11 protein-coding genes are annotated in these 12,612 nt (G+C 61.9%); 8 read left to right on the top strand and 3 right to left on the bottom strand.

The window, feature by feature from the left end; all coding sequences use genetic code 11:
• Positions 1-211: 211 nt before the first annotated feature.
• Positions 212-655: a redox-sensitive transcriptional activator SoxR gene (gene soxR / locus GH983_RS03730; protein ID WP_153761658.1), complete on the bottom strand. Its 444-nt coding sequence runs from the start codon at positions 653-655 to the stop codon at positions 212-214.
• A gap of 79 nt (positions 656-734) precedes the next feature.
• Here soxR and GH983_RS03725 point away from each other — a divergent pair, with 79 nt between their 5' ends.
• Positions 735-2,225, top strand: coding sequence for an MFS transporter (locus GH983_RS03725; protein ID WP_194842779.1), 1,491 nt, complete (start codon positions 735-737; stop codon positions 2,223-2,225).
• A gap of 85 nt (positions 2,226-2,310) precedes the next feature.
• Positions 2,311-3,357: a polysaccharide deacetylase family protein gene (locus GH983_RS03720; protein WP_153763541.1), complete on the top strand. Its 1,047-nt coding sequence runs from the start codon at positions 2,311-2,313 to the stop codon at positions 3,355-3,357.
• A 15-nt stretch (positions 3,358-3,372) separates the two neighbouring features.
• Here the strand turns inward: GH983_RS03720 and pdxH are convergent, their stop codons facing one another.
• The gene (pdxH, locus tag GH983_RS03715) at positions 3,373-3,993 is read right to left on the bottom strand and encodes a pyridoxamine 5'-phosphate oxidase (protein ID WP_054148936.1); all 621 of its coding nucleotides are present in this window, start codon (positions 3,991-3,993) and stop codon (positions 3,373-3,375) included.
• Positions 3,994-4,058: 65 nt separating this feature from the next.
• Here pdxH and GH983_RS03710 point away from each other — a divergent pair, with 65 nt between their 5' ends.
• The 4 genes from GH983_RS03710 to GH983_RS03695 all read left to right on the top strand — a co-directional run bounded on the left by GH983_RS03710 (position 4,059) and on the right by GH983_RS03695 (position 7,688).
• A complete protein-coding gene (locus GH983_RS03710) occupies positions 4,059-4,514 on the top strand; it encodes an RT0821/Lpp0805 family surface protein (protein WP_371418425.1) in 456 nt (151 codons plus the stop codon).
• Positions 4,515-4,737: 223 nt separating this feature from the next.
• Entirely contained in the window at positions 4,738-6,009 is a 1,272-nt protein-coding gene (locus GH983_RS03705; protein WP_153761656.1) for a DnaJ domain-containing protein, read from the top strand.
• Between the two features lie 253 nt (positions 6,010-6,262).
• A complete protein-coding gene (gene fabI / locus GH983_RS03700) occupies positions 6,263-7,081 on the top strand; it encodes an enoyl-ACP reductase FabI (protein ID WP_054148934.1) in 819 nt (272 codons plus the stop codon).
• Positions 7,082-7,097: 16 nt separating this feature from the next.
• A complete protein-coding gene (locus tag GH983_RS03695; protein ID WP_153763540.1) occupies positions 7,098-7,688 on the top strand; it encodes a histidine phosphatase family protein in 591 nt (196 codons plus the stop codon).
• 39 nt (positions 7,689-7,727) lie between these two features.
• Here GH983_RS03695 and GH983_RS03690 read toward each other — a convergent pair whose 3' ends face one another.
• The gene (locus tag GH983_RS03690; RefSeq protein WP_054148933.1) at positions 7,728-7,988 is read right to left on the bottom strand and encodes a DUF1344 domain-containing protein; all 261 of its coding nucleotides are present in this window, start codon (positions 7,986-7,988) and stop codon (positions 7,728-7,730) included.
• A gap of 290 nt (positions 7,989-8,278) precedes the next feature.
• Here GH983_RS03690 and GH983_RS03685 point away from each other — a divergent pair, with 290 nt between their 5' ends.
• Both GH983_RS03685 and aroC read left to right on the top strand, forming a co-directional pair.
• Positions 8,279-11,332, top strand: a complete 3,054-nt coding sequence (locus GH983_RS03685) for a GGDEF domain-containing phosphodiesterase (protein WP_054148932.1) — start codon at positions 8,279-8,281, stop codon at positions 11,330-11,332.
• 175 nt (positions 11,333-11,507) lie between these two features.
• Positions 11,508-12,602 (top strand): chorismate synthase, encoded by a 1,095-nt coding sequence (gene aroC / locus GH983_RS03680; RefSeq protein ID WP_069041972.1) that lies wholly within the window; start codon positions 11,508-11,510, stop codon positions 12,600-12,602.
• Positions 12,603-12,612: the final 10 nt, after the last annotated feature.

Here is a 12,612-nt window from a genome sequence, read left to right as displayed (position 1 = left end):
AACTCCAATGCCGCCCGGATTTCAATGATGACTGCGACTGGTTCGATTCGATCGATCCGCCGTCTTCGGGTTGAGGCCCTATGGCAAGAATGGGGCGACAATCAGCCGATCGGAATCAAATGCAACCATCGATCCACAGAAGGTCGCCCGATCATGGTCAACAGATGGTTAATCGATTGCGCGAATGCTGGCACGGACGGTCACGAAGGCGTCAGCGGGCGAAGGTCACAGCGCCAGTCCCTTCTTCACCCAGCCGGTCTGCGGGATTGACCAGCTGGCAGCGCTGGAGAGACAGGCAGCCACAGCCAATGCAGCCGTCGAGATCATGCCGCAGGCCTTCGAGAATGCGGATGCGCTGGTCGAGCCTCTCGGCCCAGCGGGTGGCAATCTCACGCCAGTCTTGGGGCGTCGGCGTGCGCTTCTGCGGCAGTGCGGACAGCGCCTCGGCGACTTCCGAGAGCGGGAGCCCCACCTCTTGCGCGGCGCGGATCAAGGCGAGCCTGCGCAGCACGTCGCGGCCGTAGCGGCGCTGATTGCCGCCCGTCCTGTCGGCGAAGATCAGACCCTTGCGCTCGTAGAAATGGATGGCGGACACGGCCAGTCCGCTGCGGCGGGCGACATCTCCGACGGTCAGATGGTTTTTTTGTTCGGGCATGGCTTTACCTCAACCTTTGTTCAGGTTGTAGCATCGCGTCAAATCGCATCCAATGCCATTTCGCAAAGTGAGTTCACGAATGACCGACAGCACGACCGACAAATCGGCCGGCCCTTCCCTACCGTCGATTCCGGACATGATTGATGAGTTCAAGACGCCGCCGAGCGAGCCGGGCGGCTGGCTCGATCTTCTGTCGCGCGAACACCTATCCACCACGCTGATGCTGAGCATGGGGGTTGCGCTCTTTGCCTTTAACGGCTTCTTCGTTTCCACCGTGCTGCCGAGCGCGATTGCCGAGATCGGCGGCGGCCACCTCATCGCCTGGTCCGTCTCACTTTACCTGATCGGGTCAATCGTCGCCGGCGTGACCGCAGCCCAGTTCAAACAACGCTTCGGTGCCCGCCGCGCCTTGATCGTGGCGACACTGGTCTTCCTCGTCGGCACTCTGACGGCAGCGTTTGCATCGACGATGGAGCAGGTTCTGCTCGGGCGGCTCGGACAGGGGCTCGGCGAAGGCGTGGTCGCGGCGATCTGTTACGCGCTCATTCCAGCCCTCTATCCGTCGCGTCTGGTGCCCAAGGTCTTTGGCGTGGAAGCGCTGGTGTGGACATGTGCTTCCTTCGGCGGACCGTTTGCGGCCGGCTGGCTGGCGGAGAGCTTTTCCTGGAGGACGGCCTTCCTGATCAATCTGCCGTTCGGGCTCGTCTTTCTTCTTCTCGCACTGTTCACGGCAAGGCCGCGCGATGAGACAGTCGCCGCGTTTGCCAGGGTGCCGCTCTCCCCGCTGGTGCTGCTGTCAGTGGGCCTTCTGATGATCCTGTCCTCAGGAGTGATGGCCGAGCCTCTGACCTCGGCCGTGCTCGTAGTGTTCGGCATTGCCCTTCTGGTCGCAAGCGTTCGCCGCGATCGGGTACTTCCAACGGGTCTGATGCCGGCGGAAGCCTTTGGTCTTTCGTCAACGGTCGGGGCGGGTCTTTGGCTGGTTCTTCTCATGCCCGTCGCCCAAGCGACCAGCAGCGTCTATTTCGTCTTGGGGCTGCAGCATGGCTTCGGCTTCGGTCCGCTGGCGGCCGGTGGGCTTGGCGCGATCATGGCGATGAGCTGGAGCCTGGTCGCCGTACTCGTTGCTCATGTCGGGACGGAGCGCGCGCGGCGGCGGGCAATCGAGTCCGGACCGCTCCTGCAATGCTGCGGCATGCTCCTGGTTGCCCTCGGCTTTCAGCAGGGATCGCTTTTCCTTCTGGTCACGGGCCAGATCGTGGTCGGTGCGGCTTTCGGCGCCAGCTGGGCCTTTCTGAGCCAGATGCTTATGGAAACGAGTACGCGTACCGAGCGAGACAAGACTTCGGGGCTCATTCCGACGCTGCAATCGGCGGGCTTCGCAATCGGTGCGGCCTTTGCCGGCCTGGCGGGCAACAGTCTCGGCTTGGCAGAGACCTCTACAAGCGAGAGCTCCCGGGCCGCTTTCTCGGCGACATTCCTCATTCCGGTACTGTGGACGATCCCTGCCATGCTGCTTGCTCGACGGGCAACCCGGCTGGCTGCGGAGCTGCCGCCGCATTCGCCATAATATTGAGACGACGTGTTGAACCTGCCTTAAGGGTTCGGGGGTAGCCTGTCTGGCATTGCAGTCAATGACATTTCAGGCAGAGGTTATGGCGGGACGGTTCAAACATAAGCTGAAGCGAGTGGCAATCACGGGGGGGCTGGAGGCGTCCTTTCTGTTGTCGCGGCTCGGGCTGGCGGCTGGTCTTCGGGGCCGCGGGGTGATCTTCACGCTGCATCATGTCCGGCCGGCCAATGCCAGACCGTTCCAGCCGAACCGGCATCTCGACATCACGCCCGACTTCCTCGACGCAGCGATCCAGACGCTAATCCGGCGCGGCTATCGCTTCCTCCGACTGGACGAGGTGCCGGCGGCTCTTGCCGAACCCGAAGGCGGACAGCCCTTTGCCGTCTTCACACTCGACGACGGGTTTCGCGACAATCGCGACCATGCTCTGCCGGTCTTCGAGCGCCACGGGGTTCCTTTCACCATCTTCGTCTGCAAGGGGCTTTCGGAGCGCAGCCATACGATGTGGTGGGAGACGCTTGCGGCCCTGATCGGGGCCCGGCAAAGGGTGGCTCTCTGCCTGCCGGCAGGGCGGATAGACATCGACTGCAGCTCGACTAGCGCCAAGTGTGCCGCATTCGACGCCGCCGCGCGCCTGCTGATGGCGGGCGACGAAGCGAAGGGAGTGGCGCAACTCGATGCGGCGGCGAATGCTGCCGGTATCAACCCGCATGCGCTGGTTTCCGAAACGGTCATGGATCGGGAGGAACTTGCCGCCCTGACCCGCAACCCGCTGGTCTCCTACGGAGCGCATACCGTGAGCCATCGCGGCCTCGCCGATCTTAACGACGAGGCATTGTTGCAGGAGTATAACGAGAGCGCCGAATATGTTGCCGGCATCACCGACACGCGCGCCGTCACCTTCGCTTATCCTTATGGCGATGCGCGGAGCGCAACGGTCCGGACGGCAGGCTATGCCGACTGGGCGGGCTTCAAGCTGTCGGTGACCACACGGCCGGGCACATTGACGCCCGCCTCGATGGCGAGCCCGCAGCTTCTGCCGCGGATCTCGCTGAACGGGCTCTATCAGAAGCCGCGCTATGTCGAGGCGCTGGCGTCGGGGCTGCCGTCGAAGCTTGTCGGCGGCTGAGCCCATCCCCCCTGATCAGGGATACATCCGGACCTTGGACCAGCCGTCGCCTTCCGCGTCGCGGCGGAATTCGATGCGGTCGTGCAGGCGGAACTTGCGATCGTGCCAGAACTCGATCGAGCGCGGAATGATGCGGAGGCCCGACCAATGGGGCGGGCGTGGGACGTTTCCGAGCGCATATTTCGCGGTGTATTCGGCGACCGCCTTTTCCAGCGCGAAGCGGCCTTCGAGCGGCCGGGACTGCTTTGAAGCCCAGGCACCGATCCGGCTGCCAAGCGGCCGGGACTGGTAATATTCGTCGGCCTCCTCATCGGAAACCACCTCGACATCGCCCCTCAGGCGGATCTGGCGGCGCAGCGATTTCCAATGAAAACACATGGCTGCCTTTTTCTGGCCGAGAATTTCCTGTCCCTTCTGGCTCTCGAAATTCGTGTAGAAAACGAAACCCCTGACATCGAAACCCTTGAGCAGCACCATACGGACATTCGGCAGGCCATCCGCATCCACGGTGGCGAGTGCCACCGCATTGGGATCGTTGATCTCCGAGGCCTCGGCATCCTTCAGCCAGGTGGCGAAGAGCGCAAACGGTTCGCTCTCTTCGGTGAAGTCACCAGTTGTTAACCCGATATCTGACATATTGTGTAAAATGCTCCCGATATGCATATTGGCCGTCGATGACGAAGCACTGGATCGCAGGCCCCTTGGCAGACATAGCAAAATCGGTCGAGCGGACAAAGGGTTGGTGCATGCGTAGAAGCTCGATCTTGCTCATCATCACTGCGACACTTCCGCTCAGCGGTTGCTTCGGCAGCAGCATGGACCTGTTCGGCTCGGATACGGTCGACAGTTCGATCTCCACATCGACTGTCGTGAAGAGTGGCAACCCCACGAGCCGCTCCGACGAACTCACCGTGCAAAGCGCTGTTTCGTCCGCGGATCTGTCCAAGACCGAGGGCAAGCCGCTTCCCTGGGCTAATGCGACGACCGGCAGTGCCGGTGTCGTGACCGCCATCCAGGAAGAGAAAGGTGACGGCGTCATCTGCCGCAACTTCTCGACAACCCGACATTCCTATGAAGGAATCGCCTACTTCTCCGGCAAGACGTGCACATCCGGCACCGGCAACTGGCAGCTGTTGAGCTTCGACCGCCGATCGTAAACGGCGGATCGATTTCGGTCGCATTCGAAAGACTTGCTTAAGCAAACCGGAAGAATGAGGTCGCCTGCCTGCCTTCGGCTAACCTTCGATTAGCATATGGCATGCGACGGTTCCCCAGACTGTAGCGTCCGGATCTGCATGAATTCGGCAGGGCGGCATGTAAGTTTTACGGATGGGGCCCGATGAACGGACCTTTTCCGCCTGAGGTGTGTTGGTGTCCTCGATGCGAGATTTTTATTCGATCCTTGGCGTGAAACGCGATGCCGGCTCTGACGAGATCAAGGCAGCATGGCGCACGAAGGCGAAATCCGTACATCCGGACAAGAACCGTGACGATCCGCAGGCCCACAACAGGTTTGCCGAGATCGGCCGCGCCTACGAAGTGCTCAAGGATCCGGCCAAGCGGAACCGGTACGATCAACAGCGCATGAAGGTGGAAGCCTTGGAACGCGAACAGACGATCATGCAGCAGCGCCAGGCAGCGCGCGAGGCGGCGGAAAAAGCCAAGCAGGCCAAGATAAATGCCGAGCGCGTGCTTGAGGAGCTGGCGCGCGCCGAGGCGGAGAAAGCCAAGGCGGATGCGACCCAGGCAGCCCAGGCCGCCAAGGCGAAGGCCGCAAAGGAACAGGCCGCCGAGGCAAAGACCAAAGCCCAGGCCGAATCCGGTGCGAAGGATGCAGCCGCAGAAACGGCTTCTGCGACCGGCACCGACAAGACTTCGACTGCCGGTGCAAGCGCTGGCCCTAAATCGGGTCCGAGCGCTACCGTCGGCGGCACGGCTTCAGGCCCGGAGGAAGCCGCTTCACGCATTTTCGGCGATAGCCCGGAAGCAGCCGCAGCCGCTGAAAGCCTGCGCCGCGAGCAGGAAGCCGCAGAGCTTCAAGAGGGCATTCCCCTGAAGCCGGCGGCATCGCCCCTGCTGGCGCCGATCGAGCTCTTCAGTTCGCTGGTGCGTCGCCTGCGCGGCGCCCCGCCGCCGCTGCCGGAAAAGGCACCCGATATCTTTGCGGATGCCGTGGTCGCGATTGCCGATCTGCTCGAGCAGAAATCCGTGTCGATCACCCTGAACGACGGGCGCGAAGTGCGCGTGCCGCTCAACGGTGTGACCGAGGGCCATGTCGTGCGCCTCAAGGGTCAGGGGCTGAAGTTCCAGGGCCTGCAGCGCGGCGATGTCGCCGTGACGATCAAGGTGCTGCGCGCCGATCGCTTCGCGGTCGACCAGTTCGATATCCGCACCGTGTTGCCGATCACACTCGAAAACGCCGTGCTGGGCTGCGAGACCCAGGTCGAAGGACCTGACGGGACCATGGTGCCCGTCACGGTGCCCGCCTGGTCGAACTCCGATCAGGTCATCCGAATCGACGACCTCGGCCTTCCCAACGCCGAAGACGGCCGTGGCGCGCTTGTCGTCGAACTGCGCGTGATGCTCTGGGAAAAGCCGGACGAGAAGGTCACCGACCTGATGCGGCTGATGCGCGAGGGGCTCTATATCTGAGCCCCTTCGGTCCCGGTGACGGGTCTCCAGGTTTCGACCTCCTCTTGTGCACAGCATTTTCGGCGAGCCTGTCGTTTGGGCCCGGCGGCAATTGTTGCGCTTCAGCCCTGCAGATTTCCGCCTGCTAAATGAGTGATTTCTGACGTTGTGATGGATGTCGGGGCCGTGTTCCGTCGATCTGAGCCTGCAATCTTGAACCCCGGATCGGCCTATGCCATAGGCAACTCCACCGAACGTCTTAAAGGGTCTCGATATGGTTCAGGGTTCCGGCCTTATGGCAGGCAAGCGCGGCGTCATCATGGGTGTCGCCAACAATCGCTCCATCGCTTGGGGCATCGCGAAGGCCTGTCGTGACCAGGGTGCCGAGATTGCCCTCACATGGCAGGGCGATGCGCTGAAGAAGCGTGTCGAGCCGCTCGCACAGGAACTGGATGCCTTTCTTGCCGGCGACTGCGACGTGACCAATCTCGAAAGCATCGACGCCGTCTTCAGCAATATCGAAGCCAAGTGGGGCAAGATCGACTTCGTCGTGCATGCCATCGCCTTTTCCGACAAGGACGAGCTGACGGGACGCTACATCGAGACGACGCGCGACAACTTCGCCCGGACGATGGATATCTCGGTTTATTCCTTCACCGCCGTTGCGGCGCGTGCCGAGAAGATCATGAATGACGGCGGTTCGCTTCTGACACTCACCTATTACGGCGCCGAAAAGGTCATGCCGCACTACAACGTCATGGGTGTGGCGAAGGCCGCACTCGAAGCGTCCGTGCGCTATCTCGCCGTCGACATGGGTGGCCGCGGCATCCGCGTCAACGCGATCTCGGCCGGCCCGATCAAGACGCTTGCAGCTTCCGGCATCGGCGATTTCCGCTATATCCTCAAGTGGAACGAGTATCATTCGCCGCTGAAGCGCAACGTCACGACCGACGAAGTCGGCAAGTCGGGCATGTATCTCTTGTCCGACCTCTCGACCGGCGTTTCCGGCGAAGTGCATCATGTCGACTGCGGTTATCACACGGTCGGCATGAAGTCGGTCGATGCGCCCGACATCGTTCTCGGCAAAGACTGAATTCGGAGACTGCGCCGTGCTCATCTACATGATCCGTCACGGCCAGACCGATTGGAATGCCGAGGGCCGGATGCAAGGCCAGAAGGATATCGGCCTCAACGACACCGGCCGTCAGCAGGCCAGCGAAAACGGGCGCAAGCTCGCCCAGATCCTCGGCGGCCGCGCCGGGGATTTCGACTTTGTGAGCTCCCCGCTCGGACGCACGCGCGACACGATGGAACGGGTGCGCACCGCCATGGGCCTTCCCCCTGCCGACTACCGGCTTGACGCGCGGCTGAAGGAGCTTTCCTTCGGCGATTGGGAAGGCTCGACACTGCCGGAACTGGCAGAGGTCTCGCCAGAGCGGGTTGAAGAACGGGCGCGGCAGAAATGGGGCTTCATTCCGCCCGGCGACGATGCGGAAAGCTATGAGATCCTCTCCTGGCGGATCGGCGCCTGGCTAACATCTGTCGAGCAACAGACCGTCTGCGTCAGCCATGGTGGCGTTATCCGCAGCTGTTTCCGGCTGATTGGCAATGTCAGTGAGGACGAGGCCTGCGAGATGAACATTCCGCAGGATCGGATCCTGAAAATCGATCGCGACCAGAAATTGATAGACTGGATCTGAGACCGACCGAGCCGCCCTCTTCGGGCGGCCCCGCGCTTGCTACTGCAGCAGTTCCAGATCGTCGACGACGCGCTTGCCGTCCACTTCCGTGTAGAAGACGAGAACCTTCTGGCCCGGTTCGAGACCCTCGAAGTTGAATTCTGAGGGAACGGCATAGGTCTTGCCGTCATCGAGAACGAGGTTCATTCCATCGATGTTCACATCACGAATGGTGGCTTCCACATCGGCGCTGCCGGCATAGACGCTGACCGGCGACAGGAAGCCTGCGGTGGCGAGAAGCAGGGATATAACGACACGCATGCAAACCACCCTCGACCAAATCACTGCTGAAACCGACTGCAAACTAGCCTCCTGAATGTGGCGGAATTCGCCCCTGACAAACTCATTTCGGGGGATAGTGGACCCGAAGGGCAACCGGGATCAAGCGCGTTCGCCGCTGTCCCCCGACAATCTGTGGGCTCGTGCTCTGGCTCAAGGACCATGTGCGCCCCCTAAACAGCGAAACGATAAAAAAACCTGCCCCTGACGAAATCCTAAATTAACCGCAGACCCATAGGCTTAGCGCAATCGGGATCAGGGGAAGCATACACTTGCGCAAGTTGACGATGGACGCGCGTGCCGACAGGCGACTGAGCAACGGCATGCTCTGGCTGATCGGCGCGGCTGTGCTGAGCGTGCTCATCGTGTCCGCAGGACTGATGATCGACCGCCAGACCGCGCTTACCGAACGCGGGCGCATCGAGCACGGGATCCTGGATCGCCTGCTGCGTGTGCAGTCCGACATCGAGACTCATCTGGATCAAGACATCAACATTGCTCTTTCCCTAGCGGACGACATCGCCGACGACGGCCTGCTTTCTCCGTTGGAGTTCAATCGGACGGTCAATCGCCTGATCACCGACAACCCGCAGCTTGACAGCATTCGCCTCGCCCCACTCGACGATCCCGCTCGCATGGCCTTTACGCCGAAGGTCACAAGGGACTCGCGGACCATCAGCGTCGACATCCCGGTCCCGCCTGTCTCATGGCAGTCCAGTACGGCATGGATTTCACTGGTCGTCGACATCGACGCTGGCCGCTTCTTCGATCATCACGGACTGCTGACCGAGGTCGACGTGCCAGACCATGAAGGGCATGACCACACCAAGGTCGCCATCGTGATGCCATCCGCCGATGGCACCGATGAAGTCTTCGGTGACGAGACGATTTTCGATGACAACCCGATCAGCACCGCGTCTGTCGGCGGGCGTCTGGGCTACAATCTCTATGGCGTACCCGCCGATGGCTGGGATGCGGCAATGAACAGGCTGCTACCGAGCCGCCTCCTGGTCCTGGCCGGCGTCATCGCGATGACGAGTTCCGTGCTGCTCGCCCTCTTCCTGCTGCGCGAGCGCAACCTGAACATCAAGCGTCTGAGAGCGCGCGAACAGCGGCTTGTCGAACTGTCGCAGCGTTTTCAACTCGCACTGGAAACCTCCAATATCGGCATCTGGGAGATCGACGCATCGACCCATGCGCTCATTTGGGACAGCCGCAGCGCCGGCCTGCATGGCCTGCCCAACAGCCTGACCGACGAAGAAGACCGCCTGGCAGACTGGTTCGCCTGTCTGCATGCCGACGATATCGGTCGCGCCGAACAATTCTATTTCGATTCCGTTGTGGCCGCGACCGCCGACCAATGGGACATCAGCTACCGCGTTCCGCTCTCCGACGACAGTTTCCGCTATCTGCGTTCAGTTGGCGCCCGCACCAGCGACGGCAGCATCACCGGTATCGTCTGCGACGTGACGACCGATACGCTGGTCACCCAGTCGCTGAGCCGCGCGAAGGAAAACAGCGACATCAAGAACGCCGAGCTGGAGCTTGCCCTTGAGGAACTCTCAAGCCGCGAGCACCAGCTGGCGGAAGCCTCGCAGCGTCTGGATCTGGCACTCGGCTCATACAATTGCGGCACCTGGGAAGGCGATCCCGTTACGAAGAGCGCCATCTGGGACGAGCGCATGCATCAGCTCTACGGCATACCGTTCAGCGACAAGCCCGTTGCCGAACACGTCTGGCTGTCACGCCTTCATCCGGACGACCGCGGCGAGATCCAGCTTGCCACAAAGCGGGCGGTCACGCTCGACCAGATCATCAACACGACACAGAGAGTGGTGTTGCAGAATGGCGAAATTCGCTACATCCGCTCGGTCGGCCAGCCGCATATCGGGCGCGACGGCAAGAAGAAGCTGATCGGCATTGCTTTCGACGTGACCGCCGACGCGCTGCTTGCCGAACAACTGCGCAATGCCAAGGCGGAAGCCGACATGCGCAACATCGAGCTGGAGCTCGCCAAGAACCGCATCGAGTTCAACGCCCTGCACGACCCGCTGACATCGCTCGCGAACCGCCGTAAGCTCGACCTCGAACTCGACACGCTGGCACGCAATGGCAACCGCCAATCGTCGAAGTTCGCGATCCTGCATCTCGACCTCGACCGCTTCAAGGAAATCAACGACACACTCGGCCATGCGGCTGGTGATGCCATGCTGGTGCATGCTTCCCGCATCCTGATGAAACACGTGCCGCGCGGCGATCTCGTCGCCCGCATCGGCGGCGATGAATTCGTGGTGCTGGCACGGCGGCAGACTTCGGTCGACGAGCTGGCGACGCTCGCCAACAAGATCATCGACGAGATGCGCCAGCCGCTCGACTTCGAAGGCTTCGATTGCCGCTGCGGCGTCTCGATCGGGGTTGCGCAATCCCAGGGCGCGGCACCCGACCCGCGCAAGGTGCTGATCAACGCCGATATCGCGCTGTACCAGGCCAAGGAAAAGGGCCGGAACTGCTACGAGTTCTTCACCCCGGACCTGCAGGCCAACATCGTCGCCAAGAAACGCATGGCCGACGACATGCTGGCCGGTCTCGACCGCGACGAATTCATCGTCTGGTACCAGCCGCAATTCGAGGCCTCCAGCATGCAGCTCTGTGGCGCCGAAGCCCTGATCCGCTGGCGCCATCCGGACCGCGGCATCCTCGCCTCCGGCAACTTCCTGAAGGTCGCCGAAGACCTGAACGTGATGGCACGCATCGACGAACTGGTGCTGCAGACGGCACTCAAGGACCAGATGCGCTGGACGGCGCTCGGCATGCAGGTACCGCGCATTTCGGTCAACGTCTCCTCCAAGCGCCTGCATGACGACAACCTGATCGACCAGTTGAAGGGCCTTTCGATCACGCCCGGTTCGATCTGTTTCGAACTGGTGGAGTCGATCTTCCTCGACGATAGCGACACGTTCGCCTCCGAGAATATCGAGAGGATCAAGGCGCTCGGCATCGACATCGAAATCGACGATTTCGGAACCGGCCATACCTCGATCGTATCGCTCCTGAAGCTCAAGCCAAAGCGGCTGAAGATCGACCGCCAGCTGGTCATGCCGGTCACGGTCCAGCCGCAGGAACGAAGCCTGGTGCGCAATATCGTCGAGATTGCCCGCTCGCTCGGCATCGAGACAGTTGCCGAAGGCGTCGAAACCCATGAACATGCCGGCATTCTGCGCCAGCTCGGCTGCGACTACCTGCAGGGTTACGCCTTCGCCAAACCGCTTTCGTTTGAGGATTTCACCCGCTTCGTCGACCGCCTGCCACAGCGCAAGGCGTCTTGAGCCGGCGCACGGCCGGATCACAGACGCCTCGGTGACACTGTGTCGTCGCAAATCGGCGGCGCGCGGCGCAAAAGCGCTTCACAGAAATTGTCAATTTGCTCTATGAGTGACGCCATCCAAGGCAGGGCCCGCCGGAAGACGTTCCGGCGGACGAGAATGGGACGGTAGCATACGCATGTCGCACAATACCTTCGGTCACCTCTTCCGCGTCACCACCTGGGGCGAAAGCCACGGGCCGGCGCTTGGCGCTGTTGTCGACGGCTGCCCTCCGGGTGTCCGCTTTGCCCAGGAGGATCTGCAGGTCTTCATGGACAAGCGCAAGCCCGGCCAGTCGCGCTTCGTCACCCAGCGGCGCGAAGACGACATCGTCAAGGTGCTCTCCGGCGTCATGCCGCAGGAAGACGGCACGATGATCACGACGGGCACGCCGGTCTCGCTGTTCATCGAGAATACCGACCAGCGCTCCAAGGATTACGGCGAGATCGCCAAGCGTTATCGCCCCGGCCATGCCGACTATACCTATGATCTGAAATACGGGATCCGCGACTATCGTGGCGGCGGACGCTCTTCCGCTCGCGAGACGGCCGCCCGCGTGGCAGCCGGTGCGCTGGCCCGGCTTGCCATGCCCGGCGTCACCATTCGTGGCGCGCTGGTGCAGATCGGCACGCACAAGATCAACCGCGAGAACTGGGACTGGGCGCAGGTCGACCAAAACCCGTTCTTCTGCCCTGATGCCGCGATGGTTCCCGTCTTCGAGGAGTATCTCGACGGCATTCGCAAGGCAGGCTCCTCTGTCGGTGCCGTGATCGAAGTGGTAGCCGAAGGCGTGCCGGCCGGCATCGGCGCACCCGTCTATGGCAAGCTCGACCAGGAGATCGCAGCCGGCCTCATGTCGATCAATGCGGTGAAGGGCGTCGAGGTCGGAAACGGCTTCCAGGCCGCCGAAATCACCGGTGAGGAGAACGCCGACGAGATGCGGATCGGGGCGGACGGCAAGCCCGTATTCCTGTCGAACCATGCCGGCGGCGTGCTCGGCGGTATTTCGACCGGTGAGCCGATCGTTGCGCGCTTCGCCATCAAGCCGACTTCATCGATCCTGACCGAGAAGCGCTCCATTGATGCCGATGGCAACGAAGTCGATGTGCGCACCAAGGGTCGCCATGACCCTTGCGTCGGTATCCGGGCCGTGCCTGTCGGCGAGGCCATGCTCGCCTGCATCCTTCTCGACCATATTTTGAGAGACCGCGGCCAGAACGGCCGGACCAGATAAGGACTTGCCC

It is taken from the genome of Agrobacterium sp. MA01, from assembly GCF_009650195.1.
GTDB lineage: Bacteria > Pseudomonadota > Alphaproteobacteria > Rhizobiales > Rhizobiaceae > Allorhizobium.
The sequence above is the reverse complement of the archived record's forward strand: the minus strand, read 5'-3'. Positions and strand labels throughout refer to the sequence as shown.

Coding starts and splice junctions, on each gene's coding strand:
- aroC (WP_069041972.1), top strand. CDS start 11,508: ATGTCGCACAATACCTTCGGTCACCTCTTCCGCGTCACCACCTGGGGC.
- pdxH (WP_054148936.1), bottom strand. CDS start 3,993: ATGTCAGATATCGGGTTAACAACTGGTGACTTCACCGAAGAGAGCGAA.
- GH983_RS03705 (WP_153761656.1), top strand. CDS start 4,738: ATGCGAGATTTTTATTCGATCCTTGGCGTGAAACGCGATGCCGGCTCT.
- fabI (WP_054148934.1), top strand. CDS start 6,263: ATGGTTCAGGGTTCCGGCCTTATGGCAGGCAAGCGCGGCGTCATCATG.
- GH983_RS03690 (WP_054148933.1), bottom strand. CDS start 7,988: ATGCGTGTCGTTATATCCCTGCTTCTCGCCACCGCAGGCTTCCTGTCG.
- GH983_RS03725 (WP_194842779.1), top strand. CDS start 735: ATGACCGACAGCACGACCGACAAATCGGCCGGCCCTTCCCTACCGTCG.
- GH983_RS03720 (WP_153763541.1), top strand. CDS start 2,311: ATGGCGGGACGGTTCAAACATAAGCTGAAGCGAGTGGCAATCACGGGG.
- soxR (WP_153761658.1), bottom strand. CDS start 655: ATGCCCGAACAAAAAAACCATCTGACCGTCGGAGATGTCGCCCGCCGC.